This is a genomic window from Roseobacter sp. SK209-2-6 (assembly GCF_000169455.1).
Lineage (GTDB): Bacteria > Pseudomonadota > Alphaproteobacteria > Rhodobacterales > Rhodobacteraceae > Pseudophaeobacter.
This window is the reverse complement of sequence record NZ_AAYC01000013.1, coordinates 51,254-70,898: the sequence shown is the minus strand read 5'-3', so window position 1 is coordinate 70,898 and position 19,645 is coordinate 51,254. Positions and strand designations below refer to the sequence as shown.

The window sequence follows — 19,645 nt, the reverse complement described above, 5'->3', positions numbered from 1 at the left end:
TTGTTTCTGCAGGGAATAGTAGAGCGATTGCGCGTGGCGTCATGTGCTCTCAGCGCAAGGGGCTGAAAGGACTAAAAAACTTGAGTGTTCTTCAGGTGCGGAGGCAATGAAAGAAGCAGCGAAAGAACCTACCCTTCACCACCATCCGCGATCATGGCAGCGATAATGGCCTTGGCACTGTCGGAATTCCATTCCGCGTCCCCCAAGAGGCGTGCGACTTCCAGGCCTTCGCGATCCAGAATCACCGTGATAGGCAGGCCGATGACTGCCATCTGCCGCGCCAGTGCCTGTTTGGGATCCTGGTGGCGGGGCAGGTTACTAATGCCGTTTTCATCAAAGAACTTCTTGATACCTGCGGGGGTGTTGCGCCCGGTGGCAATGGTCAGAACTTCAAAATCCTCACCGCCGAATTCTTCCTGCAGTTCCGAGAGTTGAGGCATTTCCTTGCGGCAGGGGGCACACCAGGTGGCCCAGAAGTTCAACAAAACTACCTTGCCTTTGTAGTCTTGCAGGGTTGCGGTGCCGCCTTCGTCTTCGAGGAAGAACGCGGCATCAGAGGTTTCGCGCGCTTCGGAATGCACCACCAGGCGCTTCAGGCTGCCATCGCGCAGGTCTTCTAGCTGGGCCGTGTCTGCGGCAAAGGCTGCATTTGCACCCAAGCTCAGGGCCATATAAAGGGAAAGCTGACGAAACAGACGCATTTTATCTCCGGGGTTCCACACCATGACAGATCAATCCTCGAACCAGATGTGGGGCGGCCGCTTTGCCGCTGGTCCCGACGCGATCATGGAGGCGATCAATGCCTCAATCGGGTTCGACAAGCGGATGGCTGCACAGGACATCGCAGGCTCCAGGGCCCATGCGGCGATGCTCGCCGCTACAGGCGTTATAAGCGATAACGACGCAGAGGCAATTCGGGAAGGGCTGCTCACAGTCTTGTCAGAGATCGAGAACGGAACTTTCCAGTTCTCCACCGCGCTGGAAGACATTCACATGAATGTCGAAGCCCGATTGAAAGAAGTGATCGGTGAACCCGCCGGCCGTCTGCACACGGGCCGTTCGCGCAATGACCAGGTTGCCACGGATTTCAAACTCTGGGTGCGCGATCAGCTCGATGCTGCAGAAAGCGGCCTGTTGGCGCTGATCAAGGCGCTGCTGAGCCAGGCCGAGGCGGGTGCGGATTGGGTGATGCCGGGCTTTACTCATCTGCAGGTGGCGCAGCCGGTGACCTGGGGCCATCACATGATGGCCTATGTCGAAATGTTTGGCCGCGACCTTTCTCGCGTGCGCGACGCCCGCGCGCGGATGAACGAATCGCCTCTGGGTGCTGCGGCGCTGGCGGGCACCTCCTTCCCGATCGACCGAGAGATGACCGCCAAAGCGCTGGGCTTTGACCGTCCGGCGGCGAACTCACTGGATGCGGTGTCCGACCGTGACTTTGCGCTGGAGTTCCTCTCCTGTGCCTCGATCAGCGCCGTGCATCTTTCCCGCTTTGCCGAAGAGCTGGTGATCTGGTCCTCGGCCCAGTTCCGCTTTGTGACTCTCTCGGACCGGTTCTCCACCGGCTCGTCGATTATGCCGCAGAAGAAAAACCCGGATGCGGCAGAGCTGATCCGCGCCAAGGTGGGCCGGATTTTTGGCGCCAATACCGCCTTGATGATGATCATGAAGGGATTGCCTCTGGCCTATTCCAAAGACATGCAGGAAGACAAAGAACAGGTCTTTGATGCCGCCGATAACTGGATGCTGGCGCTGGCGGCGATGGAAGGCATGGTCAAGGATATGAGCGGCAACCGCGAAGAGCTGGCCGCAGCTGCGGGCACCGGTTTCTCCACCGCCACCGATCTGGCCGATTGGCTGGTGCGCGTATTGGGACTGCCTTTCCGGGATGCTCATCACGTGACCGGCGCCTTGGTTGCCATGGCCGAGCAAAAGGGCTGCGACCTGCCGGACCTGTCCCTGGAAGAAATGCAGAGCGTTCACACTGGGATTACCGAGAATGTCTTTACCGTGCTTGGGGTGGAGAATTCCGTGAACTCTCGCGTTTCCTATGGCGGAACCGCGCCGAGCCAGGTTTTGGCACAGGTCGCACGCTGGAAGGGGCTTCTGGCGGATTGATCGCCTCGGCCTTCTTTGTGCGAGCTTTGTGCAGGATTGAAAAACAGCAAAGAGCTTGAACTTAGCTCTTTGCGCTCTCAAATTGATGATACCTTCGAAGGATCTGCCGAAGGGAGGCAAATATGCGTAGATGGTTTCTGGGTTTGATGGGGCTTGTTGCTCTGGCGAGCTGTGGTGTTGATGGAGAACCGGTGCGACCGGCGCTGAATGCTGGCGTTGGAATCTCGACCAGTGGCGTTCACGCTGGAGGCTCTGTTGGGGTGAACAAAGGGCCTTTGAACCTCACCCTTGGTTTCTAACCACCCTGACCTGTTTGAACCTTCCTGCTCTTTTGCAATTCAAAGCAGGTTTTGGGGAATGAAGGTTGCGTAAAATGAAGAGGTGCAAAGACATGAAGCCCCTGGTTCTTTTGGCCGTCATCGCGACGCTTTCAGCATGTGATCTGCCTCAGAGTTACGCCGCTCCACCGGAGCCGAAAGAGACAAGCAGCACCACAGGTGTTACCGTTTCAGGGTATGCGCGCGTTGGAGTGTCGCACAGTTTCTAAGCCGTTTTTACACATAGTAACGTTGCCGCAGCCGGGGGCTCCCGCCCCTGAGAGCTGCCCTGCCGGGCCGCACCCAGCCTTGGGCCTGGCACTGCGCTGATACGCAGTGCATTCAAGACAGTTTTATTGCTGAGAAGCCTTTGAGGGCTAAATATGCCCTCAAAGGGCCTGCGGAATTATAGATTTGAATGCGCGTCAAGGGTAAACGGTGCTGCGCACCGCCGCTGGGCGGCCCTTGACCCGATGGGTTCGTTTTGAAAGCTGGCGGTCCGTTTTGAAAGCTAGGCGCGGGAATCATTTGCCAGCAAAGCGCGTTTTGGTCTAATCGCCCTTTATGGATCACTTTCTCTACCGCGACGGCGCGCTCTACGCCGAAGACGTGCCAGTTGCCGAAATCGCGGCAGCTGTGGGCACCCCTTTCTATGTCTATTCTACCGCAACCCTGCTGCGGCATTTCCGACTGTTTGATGAAGCCCTGGAGGGCACCGAGCATCTGGTTTGCTATGCAATGAAAGCGGCCAGCAATCAGGCGATCCTCAAGACGCTGGCACAGGCCGGTGCGGGCATGGATGTGGTGAGCCAGGGTGAGTATCTGCGGGCCAAGGCGGCGGGTGTTCCGGGAGACAGGATCGTCTTCTCGGGTGTTGGCAAGACCATGGAAGAGGTGCGTGTTGCCTTGAGCGGCGGCATTCGCCAGTTCAATGTCGAGAGCGAGCCTGAAATGGCGGTGATCAATGCGGTGGCTCTGGAGCTGGGTGTCATTGCTCCGATCACGATCCGGATCAATCCGGATGTGGATGCAAAAACCCATGCCAAAATTGCCACCGGGAAATCTGAAAACAAATTTGGCATTCCGATTTCACGCGCGAAAGAGGTCTATGCCCATGCGGCCAGCTTGCCGGGCCTGGAGGTTGTTGGCATTGATTGTCACATTGGCTCGCAACTGACCGACCTGGAGCCATTCCGCCTGGCCTATGAAAAGGTAGCGGAACTCACCGAGGTGCTGCGCGCCGAGGGCCATGACATTCGTCGTTTGGACCTTGGTGGCGGCCTGGGTATCCCATATGAGCGCTCTAATGAGGCGCCGCCTTTGCCGGTGGAATATGGACAGTTGATCAAGGACACGCTGGGTCATCTTGGTTGTGAGATCGAGATCGAGCCCGGACGGCTGATTGCGGGAAATGCCGGGCTTATGGTGTCCAAGGTGATCTATGTGAAATCCGGCGAGGGCCGGGATTTTCTGATCGTGGATGGGGCGATGAACGATCTGATCCGTCCGGCCATGTATGAAGCACACCATGATATCGTTGCGGTGGACGAACCTGCGCCGGGGGTGGAGCAGCAACCCTATGACATCGTTGGGCCGGTTTGTGAAACCGGGGACACCTTTGCCAAGGAGCGGATGATGCCACCGCTTGCGGCGGGCGATCTCATCGCGTTCCGCTCGGCTGGTGCCTATGGTGCTGTGATGGCCAGTGAATATAATTCCCGTCCGCTGATTCCTGAGGTTCTGGTCCACGGGGATCAATTCGCGGTTATTCGCCGCCGTCCGGACTATGATGAAATGATAAACCGCGATACCATTCCTGAGTGGCTGTGACCGCCTGAGCTGAACTCGCTCGCGATCCCGCCATAAGGCGCCAGATGGAGGGCGAGGCGGGATGCTCAGGAAAAACAAGCTGGATGCGCGACTGAAGCCCATTTATGGCAGACTTTTGCTGACCTGGGCCGCGATACTGCTTGAGCGCCTTTGGCGTTGTTTCTGGCCCTTGGTCACTTTGCTGCTCCTTGTGGCAGGTCTCTTGATGCTGGGCCTGCACGATCTTGTGCCAGTGGAAGCGGTTTGGGCCTTTGCCGCGATCTGGGGTCTGGCCGCTGCGGCTGCGCTGGGGCGAGGGGGCTGGAATTTGCGGCTGCCACAGCCGCAAGAGGTGAGGGCGCGTCTGGACCAGTCAATGCCTGGGGCGCCGATCCAATCTCTCTTGGACAGTCAGGCTACCAGTGCGCGTGATGCTGGTTCGGTGACCCTTTGGCAGGCGCATCAGCAAAGAATGGCAGAGCAGGCGCAGAGGGTACAGGTGGCAGGGCCCGATCTCGGGCTTGCCTCGATCGACCCTTTTGCACTGCGATCTGTAGCCTTGCTGATCTTCTGTACCGGCGCGCTCTTTGGTTCGCCCTGGCGTGCATCCAGTTTGAGCGAGATCACATCGGGCAGTGAAGTTGGGCTGAATGGCCCCGTCTGGGAGGGCTGGATCATCCCACCCCGCTACACCGGAATGCCTGTTCTCTATCTGAATGACCAAGAGGATGAGAGCCTAGTCCTTCCTGTCGGTAGTGAAATCTCCCTGCGCTTTTATGGTGAGACAGGGGCTTTGCGTCTGTCCGAAGCGGTCTCAAAGCAGCCAAGCGATGACGAGGCTAGCGCAGAGGCCGAGGTTGGGGTCGCTGAAGAGACTGGCGGAAACGATGCGTCCTCACAGGAAGATTTGACGGCTCCGACTTTCACAGTTGCGCAGGATGGGCTGTTTTCCATCGAAGGAGCAGGGGGGCGCAGTTGGAAGGTTTTTGTGCTGGCAGATAACCCACCTGCGGTTTCCATCCTTGGTTTGCCTGAACTGTCCGAAGACGGGGCCCTCTCCCTCGCTTTTGCTGCGGAGGACGACTATGGCATCGAAAGCGGCACGGTGAGGATATCGCTTGACTATGGCGCATTGGATCGGCGGCATGGTTTGCGCCCGGAGCCCGAGGCAAGTGAAGAAATTCTGCTGGAACTTCCACTACCTTTGAATGGCAATCATCAGGAGTTTCAGGAATTCCTGATAGAGGATTTTAGCAAACATCCCTGGGCTAATTTACCTGTCACCTTTAGTTTCACGGTGCGCGACGCAGCAGGGCAAAGCGCCATCACCGCTGGTCTTGGAGCCCCCCTGATGGCCCCGCGTTTCTTTGAGCCTTTGGCTGCAGCCCTGGCCGAGCAAAGGCGTGATCTTCTGTGGTCTCGCGACAATACCCTTCGGATTTCGCAGGTGCTGCGGATCCTTGCCCATAGGCCGCAGGACTTGTTCAAGGAGGCTGGTCACTATCTGCAGATGCGCCAAATTCTGCGCCGCTTAGAGAATTTCGCGCAGATATCGTTGCAACTGGGAGCGCCAGGGCGGGCAATCCGTATCAGTGATGATGAACGCGACGAGATTTCCGAAGCTATTTGGGCATTGGCCAATGCTCTGGAACATGGCGATATCGGCAATGCGGTGGAGCGGATGCAGCGTGCCAAGGAGCGTCTGAGCCAAGCAATGCGTGATGGCGCCAGTCCAGAGGAGATTGCGCGTTTGATGCAAGAGCTGCGCGATGCCACCCAGTACTATCTGCGCCAGTTGCAGCGCCAGGCACAGAACCAGCCGCAATCTGGTGAAAACGGTGGTCAGCAGGAAAACTCCATGACCCTTAGCCAGCAAGACCTGCAGGATATGATGGATCGTATTCAGGAGCTCATGGAGCAGGGCCGTATGGCTGAGGCGCAACAAGCCCTGGAAGAGTTCCAGCGCATGATGGAAAACATGCGCATGACACAGGGGCAATCCGGACAGGAAGGCAGTTCCGAGGGGCAGCAAGCAATGGAAGAGCTGGGCGAGACGCTGCGTGAACAGCAGGGGCTTTCGGACCAGGCCTTCCGCGATCTGCAGGAGCAGTTCAATCCGGACGCCCAGGCTGGGCAAAGCCGTCAAAACGAGGGCCGCAATGGTGGCCAGGGACGGGGGCAGCAGCATGAAGGCGGTGGAGGCGGCGAAGCCGGAACTGGCGGCACTGGTGGCGAAGGTCAACGCGGAGAGAGCGGCCAAAATGGCGAAGGAGGCCAGCAAGGTGATCAAGCTCCGGGAGGGCGTGAGAGTGCGCAGGGCGGACAGGGAAGCCTAGGGTCGCAAGGGGGGCTGGCCGCACGACAACGCGCGCTGCGCGAAGCTCTGCGACAGCAGGAACAGGGGCTGCCACTGGGACAGGGTGCCGAAGGGCAGGCCGCCCGTGATGCCCTGGACCGGGCCGGTCGTGCAATGGATCAGGCCGGGGATGCGCTCCAGCAGAATGATTTGGCGGATGCAATCGATCACCAATCCGAAGCCATGGAAGCAATTCGGGAAGGCATGCGTGCGCTAGGAGAGGCGCTGGCGGAAAACCAACGTGACGGACAACAAGGGCCAAGTCAGGGGCAATTGCCTGCGCCCGGTCAGAATGATCCTCTTGGACGCTCCAGCAGCGATGGTTCAACGGAGACAAATGGCCGTATCGGTCAAACTCAGCGCGCCCACCGCAGAGCCTGGGAACTGTTAGAGGAATTGCGCCGTCGTTCCGGTGAGCAAGAGCGGAGCGAGGAGGAACGCAGCTACTTCCAACGCCTGCTGGAGAAATTCTGATCCAACGCTGCCTGATTTTTTGAGATCACCAGTCCACCGGAGGCACAATGGTCCTGCTGGGAAATTCCCATAGGAGTTCTCGCCTTGGGTTATGAAGGCGGGTAAGGCGTTTCAACTTGCTTTTCAGCGGGGAGCTTTAGAGGCCGCCTAACAGTCTCTTGGGGTTTCGACCAAAGAAATTGGGCAGGCGCGAGCCGCCAGCCCAAAGTTTTTCTGGATTTTGGCCGGGAACAGAAGGCTGCCAGTTATTGGGACTGCAAAGCCTTGACCTGAGCATCCAACCACAGGCGCGCCTGATCAACCGATTTGACATAGCTGCTGAGATAGGGGTCCGCCTGGGGGAAATGCTCAGCCACTTGCGGTGCGTTTTTATAGGTGACAAAGCCGATGAGAAACACAACGACGGTCAAGGCAAAGCCGCGTGCAAAGCCCGATCGTTTGGAGGTACCCAGCTGCTCGGTCGGTGCAGCAGTTGCAGTTTCCCCGGATCGCAGGGTTGAATTGATCTCTTCGATGTCGGGCAAAACACCGCGTTTTAAGCCACTTGCCTCAGCCGCAATGCGACGCGGGTCTTCGCCCCGGATTCTCGCCATACGATCTTGGGCCTGTCGCGCGCGGCGCGCGTCCTGGTCTTCGGGCAGGTCATCAAGGCCCAATCCTGGCTGTGTTTCCAGCGGTGCCCCGCTGCCGCGCAGATTGACCTCTCGCTCAACCTCCTCTCGAAGAATCTCGCTGAGGGCAGGGTCCAACCCACGTTGCTGGGCCGCAGCGGGGGGCGCACTCTCTTGATCATCATAATTCTGCGCGCTTGCAATATCCTGCGCGTATGGTTCCTCTTCTGGCTCTGGCTCTGGCTCTGGCTCTGGCTCTGGCTCTGGCTCTGGCTCTGGCTCTGGCTCTGGCTCTGGCTCTGGCTGTACTTCGTGTTGCGCCTCCTCGGGGGGGGCGGTCGCAACGGTTTCGGCCGGATCAATTTGGGCAGCTACTGGCGGTGTTTCGCTGCTTTCACCCCTCTGCTCATCCGCTTCTGTATTTTCCCGCGAGAAGAAGGCGGCTGCAGTTTGTTCCGCGGTGGCCACGGCCTCAGCCGCTTGTCGCTCATACTCGCTTTCTACGGGATCTTCTTCGAAGGGCTGTTCCGGAGCCTCTTCCTCGCTGTTTGACGCCTCATCCGGGTGCTCGGCTGATGGGGGCGCTGCGGGGGCGGCCTCCTCGGCTTGTGAGGGGGGCGCTGGGACTGCTTCCTCTACAGGCTCTGATGCTGCTGGTGGGACAGAAGGTGCCACAGGCGGGGCCGCTACCGGCTCCGGTTCCTGCCCCGCGGCTTGCTGAAACCAGGTATCCCCACAGTTGGAGCACTGAACATCGCGGCCTTCGGCGGGAATGACATCATCCGGAACTTCGTATTGGGCACCGCAGTTAGGGCAAGTCAGGCGCATCAAGATCTCCTTGGAACCGGAAGCTTCCGGTCTGCTGGTAGCAAGATTTTTAAGTAACAATAAGCAGTTCGAGGCAATCGGGGAAGGGTGAATTCAAAGATCAGACCTGACCTGTTGCGGCTTCTACCATCTCCTGAGCCTTGGCCCATTGAAACTGGCGTCCGGCTGGGGCAAAACTCCTTTGCGCAATGAGGGGCAGGCCGTGATCGAGCTGGAGAATGTAGGATACAATTATGGGGGCGGCGAACTGCTGACGAATGTCTCAGTGAAGTTGGCGCCCGGCTCGTTTCACTTTTTGACTGGCCCCTCCGGTGCCGGGAAAACGACGCTGCTCAAACTCTGTTATGGTGCGCTCACCCCAACTTCGGGTCGGGTGCGTGCCTTCAACATGGATGTGCAGGGTCTGGACCGGGATCAGATGGCGCATCTGCGCCGTCGGGTCGGGGTTGTGCATCAGGATTGCCGCTTTCTGGATCACCTGCCGGTGATCGAGAATATCGCATTGCCCCTGATTGTCTCTGGCAAGGATCTGGGCGGCGAGGAAGCGAACCTGCGCGAATTGCTGAACTGGGTTGGTCTTTCCTCACGCGCGGATGCTCTGCCTCCGGAACTCTCTGGTGGGGAACGGCAGCGGGCCGCACTGGCGCGTTCTGTGATCCTGTCACCGGATGTGATTATCGCGGATGAGCCAACGGGTAATGTTGACTGGGAGATGTCGCAGCGGCTCTTGCAGCTATTGGTCGAACTCAATCGCATGGGAAAAACGATACTTGTTGCGACCCATGATATGGCGTTGATCCGCGCTGCTAAAAATCAAGTGCAGGCACGGGTCTTGCGGATTTCCTCCAAGCAATTGCACCTGGCAGGAGCGGATCTATGAGCGAAGGACGCCTGCGCAAGTTGATCATCGGGGATGCTCAGGCGGACCGCGTGGTTCCCCCAAGCGGCTTTACCGCGCATCTGACCCTTTTTGCTTCGGGGGCGATGGCCTTTCTGGCGGTTTTTGCGCTGGCCTTGTCGCTGGCATCCGGACGCCTTGCGGATCGCTGGGCCGAAGAGCTGGCCCGCGCGGCAACCCTGCGGATCAATGCGCCACTTGAACAACGCGATGCCCAGACACGTCAGGCGCTGACCATCCTCAATCAAACTCCCGGTGTGGCTTCTGCCCGCGCGCTGAGCAGCGAAGAGCAGGCAGCACTCCTGGCGCCCTGGTTCGGCTCGTCGCTACCGATAGATCGCCTGCCCGTGCCACAATTGATCGAAGTGATCGAGGATGAGCAGGGCTATGATAGCACCGGGCTGCGCCTGCGATTGCAGGCAGAGGTGCCGGGCGCGGTTTTGGATGATCACACCCGTTGGCGCGCCCCGCTGGTGGATGCGGCCCGGGCCCTACGCCGTCTAGGCGCGGTCTCGATCCTGCTGATTGCAGGAGCCATGGCGGCGATGGTGACGCTGGCTGCCAATGCGGCCCTAGCGGCCAATGCCCAGGTCATTGAGGTTCTGCGCCTTGTGGGTGCTTTGGATTCCTATATCGCCCATGCCTTTGTGCGCCGTTTTACCCTTCGGGCTCTGGGCGGATCTGCAGCTGGGGTTGCCCTTGGCATGATCGGGGTCTGGCTGATGCCCGAGGCCTCGAACGAGGGTGGCTTTCTCACCGGGCTCGGCTTTCAGGGCTGGGGCTGGCTTTTGCCATTGCTGATCCCGCTGCTTGCGGCCGCCGTCGCCTTTATGGCCACGACCCGTGCCGCCAATAAACGTCTTGGAGATCTCACGTGAAATTTGCTGTCCAATGGCTGCGGTCACTGTTCTTTGTCTTTCAGATCTATCTGATGATGCCCATCATCGGTCTGGCCTTTGCCCCCTGGGCGATGTTCAGCCGTAGGGGCGCGCGGGTTTGCTGTAAGACCTATTCGCGCTGGGTCTTCTGGACCGCCCGTTGGATGGTCGGAATTCGCTGCGAAGTGCGCGGACCCGTGCCCGAAGGCGAAATCCTGATCGCCGCCAAGCATCAATCCTTCCTTGATATCATGATGATCTTTACTGCTCTGCCTGGGGCAAAGTTCATTATGAAAAAGGAAATCCTGATCACACCGGTCATTGGCCAATATGCCAAGCTGCTGGGCTGCGTTGCCGTAGATCGTGGCAAACGCGGTGCCGCGATCGAGAAGATGGTCAAGGACGTGAAGGCAGGTAACCAGGATCCAGGCCAGTTGATCATCTATTCGCAAGGTACCCGCGTCGCACCGGGCGCCAAGAAGGAATACAAGGTTGGCACCGGGGTGCTCTATGAGCAACTGAACCAGACCTGCGTCCCCGTTGCCACCAATGTTGGAGTACTTTGGCCCCGTACCGGGATCATGCGCAAGCCCGGTGTGGCCGTGGTTGAATTCCTCGACCCGATCGAAGCGGGGGTGGAGCGCAAGGAATTCATGCGGATCCTTGAAGACCGGGTTGAGGCCAAGTCAAATGAATTGATGAGAGAAGCAGGATTTGATCCAGATGGACTACATTGACAGCATAGAACAGCTGGAGGCGCTTTACGGGGAACCGGGAGCGCCTTCTTTACGTAAGGTGGCACGGCGTATGACGCCGAAGTACCGGCAATGGATCATGGCTTCAAAGCTGTGCATGCTGGCGACCGTAGGGCCCGAGGGGACCGATGACAGTCCGCGCGGGGACGATGGTCCGGTGGTACTGGAACTGGATCCCGGAACCCTGGCCTTGCCGGATTGGCGGGGTAATAACCGGCTGGATTCCCTGCGCAATATTGTGCGCGATGGGCGGGTTTCACTGATGTTTCTGGTGCCCGGTTCCAACAATGTGGTGCGCATCAATGGCAAGGCCCGCCTATCCGTAGATGCCGAGCTGCGCGCGCGCTTTGAAAAGAAGGGCAAACTGCCCGCCACGGTCATTGTGATCTCGATCGGTGAGATCTACAGTCAATGCGCCCGCGCCATGCTGCGAGCAGGAACGTGGAGCGGTCTCGATGAGAGCGAAGGCCTGCCCACCATGGGTGAAATCCTGGCCGAGCAGACAGATGGCGAAGAGGGCGGCCATGACTATGATCAGGCCTGGAATGCCCGCGCGGCCCAGACCATGTGGTAATCATGGGAGGCCTCAGCCAAGCTTCAGAAATCACCCTCTTTTGGATTTGGCTATCTGGGTATCTTACGATCTATCTGCTGCTCTTATGTCTATCGCCTCGGTTTCGCGGCGATTTTCTGCAGTGGATGACCTTTAGAGACCCCTTGGGCCTGCGCTTTTGGAGCAGGAACTTTTGGTTCCTGATCTTTACTCTTGCCTATTTTCTGATCCCAGCAGTCCTGTTTGCGAGTGAACAGGCATCCGGATGACAGGGTTCTCAGCAATGTTGTGGGCCAAAGAGGGTGGCCCGCAACAGGACTGCTTAGTGCTACATGATAGCGGTCGCTATCCGTGGATCAGCTCGCCAATCAGGATCTGAGGCCGCACGTTGGTGAAGTTTGGAACGTCATCGACGATCACCCCTCCGGCCTCCCCCATGGCTTTGTCCAGCGTCTCCATGTCGGGGAAAGTGATGGTGGTAATCACCAGATAGGCCGGGGGGACATCCGGCCCGCTGGCCAGTCCTTTGGCGACCTCGACCCCTTCGATCATCTCTCCCCAGTGTTCCTGCACCAGCGGCAGATGACTGTCGAGGTAGTAATCATAGTCGAAACTGGCATCGGCACTTGCGGGGTAGATCACTTGCAGGGTGATGGGCATTAGGGTGCGTCCTCTGTTGGTCAGTTGGCACCAAGATCGGTCTTAAGGCGCGGGGATGCAAGAAAGAGAGTACTTCCTGACGACTCTCCCCAATCGGGAAAGGCCCAAAAAAAGACGCCCCAGCGGTCAGGCGAAAAGGATGAACCCTGCATCCAGCCTTTGCTGATCGAATTCGGGCCCATGGTGGCCTTGGGGTCAAAGGGCAATTCTGGAAAGGATTCCTGAACGATAGCTTCCACAAGATTGAGCAATTCTTCTGCGTCTTCGCGGGAGATGGCGAATGGATGAATGGTGTTGATACCGCATTTATCGGCCTTAAGGGACAGATAGCTGGCGGTTTCATTGTCGATCCAGCGTGTCTCTGCCAGGTCACTCCTCTCTGCGACAAATTCGGCCATGGCCTTAGGCCGCATGTCTTTGCCGTGGTGATGGGGCAGGCAATACTCAACAAAGAGCCGGGCTATGCCTTCTGCTCTGCTGGGACGGGGCCAAAGTTGCGAAGCCGAGAGAAAGCCGATCAATAGGCCGGTTAGAACAACTGGGATCAATATTTGTTTTTTCAAATGGAGGGCTCAGTTTAAGAATGCCCCGGCTTGAAAAAGCCGGGGCGCTGTTGGTTCTAGCTGTGGATGGCGCCGTCGCCGCAGGCGAGGGCGGCTTCGCGTACCGCTTCCGAATAGGTGGGATGCGCGTGGCAGGTCAGCGCGATATCCTCGGCGGAGGCGCCAAACTCCATTGCAACGCAGATCTCGTGGATCATGTCCCCGGCGCCGGGTCCGATGATGGCGGCACCCAGGATGCGGTCGGTCTCTTTGTCGGCGATCAGTTTCACAAAGCCGCCTTCGGCTTGGTGTACTGCCTTGGCGCGGGCATTGCCCATGAACATGAATTTGCCAACCTTGACCTTGCGGCCCTCGGCCTTCAGCGCGTCTTCGGTGGCGCCGACAGTGGCCACTTCCGGAGTGGTGTAGACCACGCCGGGGATGACGCCATAGTTCACATGGCCGTGCTTGCCCGCGATGACTTCGGCGACTGCCATGCCCTCGTCTTCAGCCTTATGCGCCAGCATCGGACCTTCGATCACATCGCCGATGGCATAGATGCCAGGTACATTAGTGCGCCATTGGGCATCGGTTGCGATCTGGCCGCGTTCGGTCATATTGACACCCAAGGCATCCAGGCCCAGGCCCTCGGCATAGGGTTTGCGGCCAGTGGCAACCAGCACCACATCGGCGTCGATGATGGCCTCATCGCCGCCCTTCTTGGGCTGATATTTGACCTTGGCCTTGGTTTTGGAGGCCTCAACCCCCTGTACGGCGGCGCCCATGATGAAGTTAAGCCCTTGCTTTTCAAGGATACGCTTGAAACCGCGCTGGACGTCCTTGTCCATGCCGGGGCAAACCGCATCCATGTATTCGACCACGGTCACTTCCGAGCCAAGGCGGGCATAGACAGAGCCCAGCTCCAACCCGATGACGCCCGCGCCGATCACCACCATTTTCTTGGGGATCTTGGGGAGTTCCAGCGCACCGGTGGAAGTGACGACCACTTTCTCATCCACTTCAACACCGGGCAGTGAAGAGGGAACGGAGCCGGAGGCAATCACAATGTTCTTGGCCTCATGGACCTCATCGCCAACCTGAACCTTGCCAGCCGCCGGGATCGAGGCCCAGCCTTTGATCCAGTCCACCTTGTTCTTTTTGAACAGGAATTCAATGCCGCCGGTGTTCTGGCTGATTACATCTTCCTTGTAGCTCTTCATCTGTTTCCAGTCGACAGATGGGGATTTGCCTTTGAGGCCCATGCCAGCAAAATTGTGCTCTGCCTCATGCAGCAAATGGGTGGCATGTAGAAGCGCCTTGGAGGGGATACAGCCCACGTTCAGGCAGGTACCGCCCAGCGTCTCGCGGCCCTCGACCACTGCGGTTTTGAGGCCAAGCTGCGCGCAGCGGATAGCGCTGACATAGCCGCCGGGGCCCGCGCCGATGATGATTACGTCATAGGATGCCATGTTCACAGGGTCCTTTGTGGTTGAAGGGAGAGGAGGGGGCGCTGCCCCCGGCCCGTGCGGGCCTCCCCCGAGGTATTTGCGGCAAAATGAAAACTCATATCAGCGCCGCAATCAGCATGATGAGTGTTGCGAAGAAACCTATGGCCCAGATGAGGGAGCGCCAGGGCGAGAGCCCCAGGGCATAGGCGGGGACATAGGCGATGCGGGCGCAAAGATAGATCCAAGCGCAGCTTTGGGTTGCAGCACTAGATTGATCACCAAGTGTGATGATCAGGCAGGCGATTGCGAAAAGCGTGAGTCCCTCAAAATGGTTTTCCATCGCCCGTTTAAGGCGACCTGCGGTGCCAGTGAGTTGCACCGGTTCATCGCGTGGACCCAATGCAATCTTACGGCTGACCTGCCGGTTTGCGGTAATAGAATAGGCAAAGAACTGCAGGCATTGCAGCAGGGCGGCGAGGGTAAGGACTGTGAGTTCAGTGGCCATTGGAGGTTCACCCTACGTGAATTGTGAGGGAAATGTCGTCCGCAAAAGAAATGTCGCGCAGGTTCCGGTAGGTCTTCTGGAATAGATCATAGGCTGGCGGGCGGCGACGTTGGAGATCTTTCAGGCCCTGCTTGATATCTCCAAGAGCGGCTTTTGTGCCAGTGCAGATCTGTGTTGCCGTCGCTTTGCCTTCGCTCACCAAAATTAGCATGTCACCGCGTGAGAGGACAAATTCTCTGTATTCAGATGCATCGAAGAAGTCCTCGATTTGAGCCGCAGAAACCAAAGCTGCCTCAAAACAGTCGTAGAGGTAGTGAAATTCGTTCAATACCTGTTCTCGGCTGCGGCGCGGCATCTTGGGCATCCTGCCTGGGAGCTTAGCCGCCAAAGGCGACTAAGCTGAATTTCGATCACAGATCCATCAGCAGGCGGCGGGGATCTTCCAGGGCTTCTTTAACGCGGACCAGGAAGGTCACAGCACCTTTGCCGTCGACGATGCGGTGATCATAGGAGAGCGCCAGATACATCATCGGGCGGATCACCACCTCACCGTTGATGGCCATGGGGCGGTCCTGGATCTTGTGCATGCCCAGGATACCGGATTGCGGCGGGTTCAGGATCGGCGAAGACATCAGTGAGCCGTAGACGCCACCGTTGGAGATGGTGAAGGTGCCGCCCTGCATCTCTGCCATCGAAAGCTTACCATCGCGGGCGCGCGCGCCTTTTTCGGCAATGGCCTTTTCGATCGCGGCAAAGGACATCGCATCCGCGTCGCGGATCACCGGAACCACCAGACCGGTCGGCGTACCGGCCGCGACGCCCATGTGGACGAAGTTCTTGTAGACGATGTCGGTGCCGTCAATCTCTGCGTTGACCTCTGGCACTTCTTTCAGCGCGTGGCAGCAGGCCTTGGTAAAGAAGGACATGAAGCCGAGCTTCACGCCGTGCTTCTTCTGGAAGAGGTCCTTGTACTCATTGCGCAGGGCCATCACCTCGGTCATGTCCACCTCATTGTAGGTGGTCAGCATAGCTGCGGTGTTCTGGCTGTCTTTCAGACGCTTGGCGATGGTTTGACGAAGGCGGGTCATCTTGACCCGTTCCTCACGTGCAGCATCGTCGGCAGTCACCGGTGCCCGTGGGGTTGCGGCTACAGCCGGGGCTGGCGCCGGGGCAGGCGCTGCTGCGGCGGCGGCAACCGCGCGTGAGACATCTTCTTTCATGATGCGGCCGTCACGACCGCTGCCGGCGACCTGAGCAGCAGAAAGCCCGGCTTCAGCCATGGCCTTTTCCGCCGATGGCGCATTGGCGATGTCCTTGCTCGCGGCGGCAGGAGCGGCAGCGGCTGCGGAGGCTGCGGTTGGCGCCGCCGCTACGGCTGCTCCAGAACCCGAGATCACGCCCAATTTGGCGCTGGCTTCAACGGTGGCGCCCTCTGCGGCGGTGATTTCAGCCAATACGCCAGATGCTGGGGCGGGCACTTCAACCGAGACTTTGTCGGTTTCCAACTCGCAGAGCATTTCGTCCTGCGCAACCGTGTCGCCGACTTTCTTGAACCAGACGGAGACGGTGGCCTCGGTCACAGACTCACCCAGAGTGGGCACCATCACATCGGTCGCTGCGCCGCTGTCTGCAGCAGGCGCAGGTGCGGTGGCCGGAGCGCTTGCAGGGGCTGCGGCGGCGCCATCTGCTGAGATATTTGCCAGCAGAGCGTCAACACCCACGGTATCGCCCTCATTGGCGACAATCTCTGCCAGCACGCCGGCAGCGGGGGCAGGGACCTCAACGGTGACCTTATCCGTTTCCAGCTCACAGAGCATTTCGTCCTGCGCAATGGCGTCACCGGGTTTCTTGAACCAAGTGGCAACGGTGGCTTCGGTCACGGATTCGCCCAGAGTGGGCACGCGAACTTCGGTGGTCATGTCTGTCTTCCTCAGATGCTCAGCGCGTCATTCACGAGCGCGGCTTGTTGGGCTTTATGTTGGCTGGCGAGACCGGTGGCCGGAGACGCCGAGGTGGCGCGGCCCACATATTGGGGCCGGGTATGCTTGGCCTTGATGCGGCTCAGCACCCATTCGATATTGGGTTCAATAAAGGTCCAGGCACCCTGGTTCTTAGGCTCTTCCTGGCACCAGACCATTTCAGCCTGCTTGAAGCGCTCCAATTCCTTGACCATGGAGATCGCCGGGAAGGGATAATACTGTTCGATCCGCATAAGGTAGACATCGTCGATACCACGGGCATCGCGCTCTTCTAGGAGGTCGTAGTAGACCTTGCCCGAGCACATGACGACGCGCTTGATCTTGTCATCTGTGACGAGCTGAGTATCGGAGTTGCCGTGCTGGGCGTCATCCCAGAGCACCCGGTGGAAGCTGGAGCCTGTGGTGAACTCTTCCGCTTTGCTGACCGCCAATTTGTGACGCAGCAGAGACTTAGGGGTCACCATGATCAATGGCTTGCGGAAGGTCCGATGCAGCTGCCGACGCAGGATGTGGAAATAGTTTGCAGGCGTGGTGCAGTTTGCGACGATCCAATTGTCCTGGCCACACATCTGCAGGAAGCGTTCCAGCCGCGCAGAGGAGTGCTCAGGCCCCTGGCCTTCAAAGCCATGAGGCAGCAGACAGACCAGACCTGACATCCGCAGCCATTTGCTCTCCCCCGAGGAGATGAACTGGTCGAACATGATCTGCGCACCATTGGCGAAATCGCCAAACTGCGCTTCCCAGAGGGTCAGGGCATTGGGCTCTGCCAGGGAGTAGCCATATTCAAAGCCCAGTACCGCATATTCCGACAGTGCAGAATCGATCACCTCATATTGGGACTGACCCGGGCGAATGTTATTCAGCGGGTAGTAACGCTCTTCGGTTTCCTGGTTGATGATACCGGAATGACGCTGAGAGAAGGTGCCGCGTGTGGCGTCCTGCCCAGCCAGGCGAACCGGGAAGCCCTCGGTCAGCAGGGACCCAAAGGCCAGTGCTTCGCCGGTAGCCCAGTCAAAGCCCTCTCCACTTTCGAACATCTTGCCACGGGTATCCAGAACCCGGCCAACGGTGCGATGCATTGGAAAGCCCTCAGGGACCGAGGAAAGCGATTTGCCGATTTCAGCAAACGTTTCAGGCGGAATTGCCGTGCGACCGCGCTGATAATCCTCATCCTTCTTGTCCAGATGCGACCAGCGCCCATCCAGCCAGTCGGCCTTATTGGGTTTGTAGTCTTTGCCGATCTCGAACTCTTCGTTCAGCATGGCCTGGAAAGCGGCCTTCATGTCCTCGATCTCACCTTCGGGGATCAGACCATCCTTGACCAGTCGTTCGGTATAGAGGCTGAGCGTGGTCTTATGCCCTTTGATTTTCTTGTACATCAAAGGGTTGGTGAACATCGGCTCGTCGCCTTCGTTGTGACCAAAGCGGCGATAGCAAAAGATATCCAGCACCACGTCGCGCCCGAATTTCTGGCGGAATTCGGTCGCAACCTTAGCCGCATGTACAACCGCTTCAGGATCATCCCCATTGACGTGGAAGATCGGCGCTTCAACCACCAGCGCATTGTCGGTGGGATAGGGCGAGGAGCGTGAGAAATGCGGCGCCGTGGTGAAACCGATCTGGTTGTTCACCACGATATGCATGGTGCCGCCGGTCTTGTGACCCTTGAGGCCCGAAAGCGCAAAACACTCTGCCACAACACCCTGACCTGCAAAGGCCGCATCGCCATGCAAGAGGATCGGCATTACTTTGGTGCGGCTGTCATCCTTCAATTGGTCCTGCTTGGCGCGGACCTTGCCGATGACAACCGGGTTGACCGCTTCCAGGTGCGAAGGGTTGGCCGTCAACGAGAGGTGCACATTATTTCCATCAAAGGCCCGGTCCGAGGAGGCACCAAGGTGGTATTTCACATCGCCGGAACCATCTACATCTTCGGGTTTGAACGATCCGCCCTGGAACTCGTTGAAGATTGCCCGATAGGGCTTTTGCATTACGTTTGCCAGGATGTTCAAACGGCCGCGGTGCGGCATGCCGATGACGATATCCTGCACACCCAGAGCGCCGCCGCGTTTGATGATCTGTTCCATCGCCGGGATAAGGCTCTCACCGCCATCCAGACCAAAGCGTTTGGTGCCGGTATATTTGACGTGTAGGAATTTCTCAAAACCCTCGGCTTCGACCATCTTGTTCAGGATCGCCTTGCGGCCTTCGCGGGTGAACTTGATTTCCTTGTCGTAGCCCTCGATCCGTTCCTTCAGCCAGGCCGATTGTGCGGGATCAGAGATATGCATGTATTGCAGCGCAAAGGTACCGCAATAGGTGCGCTTCACGATCTCGACGATCTGGCGCATGGTGGCGACCTGGAGGCCAAGAACATTGTCGATAAAGATCGGGCGATCCAAATCATCCTCAGTGAAGCCATAACTCACCGGGTCCAGTTCGGGATGTGGGGTGCTGCCATGCATGCCCAATGGGTCCAGATTGGCCGCCAGATGCCCCCGGATCCGGTAGGCGCGGATCAACATCAGAGCCCGGATCGAGTCCAAGACAGCGCGCTGGATCTGATCATTGGAGATCTCAACCCCGGCCGATTGTGCCTTCTCGGCGATCTTCTTGCCTGCAGCCTTGGTCTCCACCGGAGCGGGCCATTCACCCGTCAGAGCGCCGGTCAAGTCGTCATTCGGAGCAGGTGGCCAGTCGCCACGGGCCCAGGAGGGACCAGCGGCCTCGGCCTTCACATCTAGTTCGGCATCGCCCATCTGGCGAAAGAACTCTGCCCAGGCCGCATCCACTGCGCTCGGGTCATTGGCATATTGAGCATAGAGCTGCTCCAGATATTCCGCATTGTGCCCCTGCATGAAGGAGGAGGCGTGGAACAGGTCGTTTGGGCTTTGATCGGTCATGGAGGATCTCA

The 19,645-nt window shown here is 58.5% G+C and carries 17 protein-coding genes; 8 read left to right on the top strand and 9 right to left on the bottom strand.

From position 1 onward, the window contains the following. Positions 1-128: 128 nt before the first annotated feature. Positions 129-725: a TlpA disulfide reductase family protein gene (locus RSK20926_RS17745; RefSeq protein WP_008208841.1), complete on the bottom strand. Its 597-nt coding sequence runs from the start codon at positions 723-725 to the stop codon at positions 129-131. Here RSK20926_RS17745 and argH point away from each other — a divergent pair. The 4 genes from argH (at position 724) to RSK20926_RS17730 (ending at position 7,074) form a co-directional block, all read left to right on the top strand. Next, entirely contained in the window at positions 724-2,118 is a 1,395-nt protein-coding gene (gene argH / locus RSK20926_RS17740; RefSeq protein ID WP_008208840.1) for an argininosuccinate lyase, read from the top strand. The genes RSK20926_RS17745 and argH overlap by 2 nt on opposite strands. A gap of 122 nt (positions 2,119-2,240) precedes the next feature. Then, positions 2,241-2,417, top strand: a complete 177-nt coding sequence (locus tag RSK20926_RS23055) for a hypothetical protein (RefSeq protein WP_008208839.1) — start codon at positions 2,241-2,243, stop codon at positions 2,415-2,417. A 582-nt stretch (positions 2,418-2,999) separates the two neighbouring features. Beyond that, a complete protein-coding gene (lysA, locus tag RSK20926_RS17735; protein WP_008208838.1) occupies positions 3,000-4,265 on the top strand; it encodes a diaminopimelate decarboxylase in 1,266 nt (421 codons plus the stop codon). A 61-nt stretch (positions 4,266-4,326) separates the two neighbouring features. Next, positions 4,327-7,074 carry a DUF4175 domain-containing protein gene (locus tag RSK20926_RS17730; protein WP_008208837.1) on the top strand — a complete coding sequence of 916 codons (2,748 nt, stop codon included), beginning with the start codon at positions 4,327-4,329 and terminating at the stop codon, positions 7,072-7,074. A gap of 245 nt (positions 7,075-7,319) precedes the next feature. Here RSK20926_RS17730 and RSK20926_RS17725 read toward each other — a convergent pair whose 3' ends face one another. Continuing rightward, positions 7,320-8,513 (bottom strand): zinc-ribbon domain-containing protein, encoded by a 1,194-nt coding sequence (locus RSK20926_RS17725; protein WP_008208835.1) that lies wholly within the window; start codon positions 8,511-8,513, stop codon positions 7,320-7,322. A gap of 202 nt (positions 8,514-8,715) precedes the next feature. Here RSK20926_RS17725 and RSK20926_RS17720 point away from each other — a divergent pair, with 202 nt between their 5' ends. From RSK20926_RS17720 to RSK20926_RS17705, 4 genes are read left to right on the top strand one after another with little or no spacing between them, the layout of a single operon-like run. Further along, on the top strand, positions 8,716-9,393 hold the full coding sequence (locus RSK20926_RS17720) for a cell division ATP-binding protein FtsE (protein ID WP_037255695.1): 678 nt from the start codon (positions 8,716-8,718) through the stop codon (positions 9,391-9,393). Next, positions 9,390-10,289, top strand: coding sequence for a cell division protein FtsX (locus tag RSK20926_RS17715; protein ID WP_008208833.1), 900 nt, complete (start codon positions 9,390-9,392; stop codon positions 10,287-10,289). Before RSK20926_RS17720 ends, RSK20926_RS17715 begins: the two co-directional genes overlap by 4 nt. Then, entirely contained in the window at positions 10,286-11,026 is a 741-nt protein-coding gene (locus tag RSK20926_RS17710; protein ID WP_008208832.1) for a lysophospholipid acyltransferase family protein, read from the top strand. The genes RSK20926_RS17715 and RSK20926_RS17710 overlap by 4 nt, the downstream gene beginning before the upstream one ends. After that, positions 11,013-11,618: a pyridoxamine 5'-phosphate oxidase family protein gene (locus RSK20926_RS17705; RefSeq protein ID WP_008208831.1), complete on the top strand. Its 606-nt coding sequence runs from the start codon at positions 11,013-11,015 to the stop codon at positions 11,616-11,618. Before RSK20926_RS17710 ends, RSK20926_RS17705 begins: the two co-directional genes overlap by 14 nt. Positions 11,619-11,942: 324 nt before the next feature. Here RSK20926_RS17705 and RSK20926_RS17695 read toward each other — a convergent pair whose 3' ends face one another. From RSK20926_RS17695 to RSK20926_RS17665, 7 genes are all read right to left on the bottom strand, one after another. Continuing rightward, on the bottom strand, positions 11,943-12,257 hold the full coding sequence (locus RSK20926_RS17695) for an EthD family reductase (RefSeq protein WP_008208829.1): 315 nt from the start codon (positions 12,255-12,257) through the stop codon (positions 11,943-11,945). 20 nt (positions 12,258-12,277) lie between these two features. Beyond that, positions 12,278-12,805: a hypothetical protein gene (locus RSK20926_RS17690; RefSeq protein ID WP_157133170.1), complete on the bottom strand. Its 528-nt coding sequence runs from the start codon at positions 12,803-12,805 to the stop codon at positions 12,278-12,280. Between the two features lie 71 nt (positions 12,806-12,876). Beyond that, positions 12,877-14,268, bottom strand: coding sequence for a dihydrolipoyl dehydrogenase (gene lpdA / locus RSK20926_RS17685; RefSeq protein ID WP_008208824.1), 1,392 nt, complete (start codon positions 14,266-14,268; stop codon positions 12,877-12,879). Between the two features lie 94 nt (positions 14,269-14,362). Then, positions 14,363-14,752 (bottom strand): MAPEG family protein, encoded by a 390-nt coding sequence (locus tag RSK20926_RS17680; RefSeq protein ID WP_008208823.1) that lies wholly within the window; start codon positions 14,750-14,752, stop codon positions 14,363-14,365. A 7-nt stretch (positions 14,753-14,759) separates the two neighbouring features. After that, positions 14,760-15,107, bottom strand: a complete 348-nt coding sequence (locus RSK20926_RS17675; RefSeq protein ID WP_157133169.1) for a hypothetical protein — start codon at positions 15,105-15,107, stop codon at positions 14,760-14,762. Between the two features lie 55 nt (positions 15,108-15,162). Further along, entirely contained in the window at positions 15,163-16,671 is a 1,509-nt protein-coding gene (gene odhB, locus RSK20926_RS17670) for a 2-oxoglutarate dehydrogenase complex dihydrolipoyllysine-residue succinyltransferase (protein ID WP_008208821.1), read from the bottom strand. Between the two features lie 11 nt (positions 16,672-16,682). Continuing rightward, complete coding sequence (locus tag RSK20926_RS17665; RefSeq protein WP_008208820.1) at positions 16,683-19,634, bottom strand: 2-oxoglutarate dehydrogenase E1 component; 2,952 nt, start codon at positions 19,632-19,634, stop codon at positions 16,683-16,685. Positions 19,635-19,645 lie beyond the last annotated feature (11 nt).

Excerpts from the sequence above, each read along its gene's own strand:
- argH (WP_008208840.1), top strand. The coding sequence starts at position 724 with ATGACAGATCAATCCTCGAACCAGATGTGGGGCGGCCGCTTTGCCGCT.
- RSK20926_RS17745 (WP_008208841.1), bottom strand. The coding sequence starts at position 725 with ATGGTGTGGAACCCCGGAGATAAAATGCGTCTGTTTCGTCAGCTTTCC.
- RSK20926_RS23055 (WP_008208839.1), top strand. The coding sequence starts at position 2,241 with ATGCGTAGATGGTTTCTGGGTTTGATGGGGCTTGTTGCTCTGGCGAGC.
- lysA (WP_008208838.1), top strand. The coding sequence starts at position 3,000 with ATGGATCACTTTCTCTACCGCGACGGCGCGCTCTACGCCGAAGACGTG.
- RSK20926_RS17730 (WP_008208837.1), top strand. The coding sequence starts at position 4,327 with ATGCTCAGGAAAAACAAGCTGGATGCGCGACTGAAGCCCATTTATGGC.
- RSK20926_RS17725 (WP_008208835.1), bottom strand. The coding sequence starts at position 8,513 with ATGCGCCTGACTTGCCCTAACTGCGGTGCCCAATACGAAGTTCCGGAT.
- RSK20926_RS17715 (WP_008208833.1), top strand. The coding sequence starts at position 9,390 with ATGAGCGAAGGACGCCTGCGCAAGTTGATCATCGGGGATGCTCAGGCG.
- RSK20926_RS17705 (WP_008208831.1), top strand. The coding sequence starts at position 11,013 with ATGGACTACATTGACAGCATAGAACAGCTGGAGGCGCTTTACGGGGAA.
- RSK20926_RS17695 (WP_008208829.1), bottom strand. The coding sequence starts at position 12,257 with ATGCCCATCACCCTGCAAGTGATCTACCCCGCAAGTGCCGATGCCAGT.
- lpdA (WP_008208824.1), bottom strand. The coding sequence starts at position 14,268 with ATGGCATCCTATGACGTAATCATCATCGGCGCGGGCCCCGGCGGCTAT.
- RSK20926_RS17680 (WP_008208823.1), bottom strand. The coding sequence starts at position 14,752 with ATGGCCACTGAACTCACAGTCCTTACCCTCGCCGCCCTGCTGCAATGC.
- RSK20926_RS17675 (WP_157133169.1), bottom strand. The coding sequence starts at position 15,107 with ATGCCGCGCCGCAGCCGAGAACAGGTATTGAACGAATTTCACTACCTC.
- odhB (WP_008208821.1), bottom strand. The coding sequence starts at position 16,671 with ATGACCACCGAAGTTCGCGTGCCCACTCTGGGCGAATCCGTGACCGAA.
- RSK20926_RS17665 (WP_008208820.1), bottom strand. The coding sequence starts at position 19,634 with ATGACCGATCAAAGCCCAAACGACCTGTTCCACGCCTCCTCCTTCATG.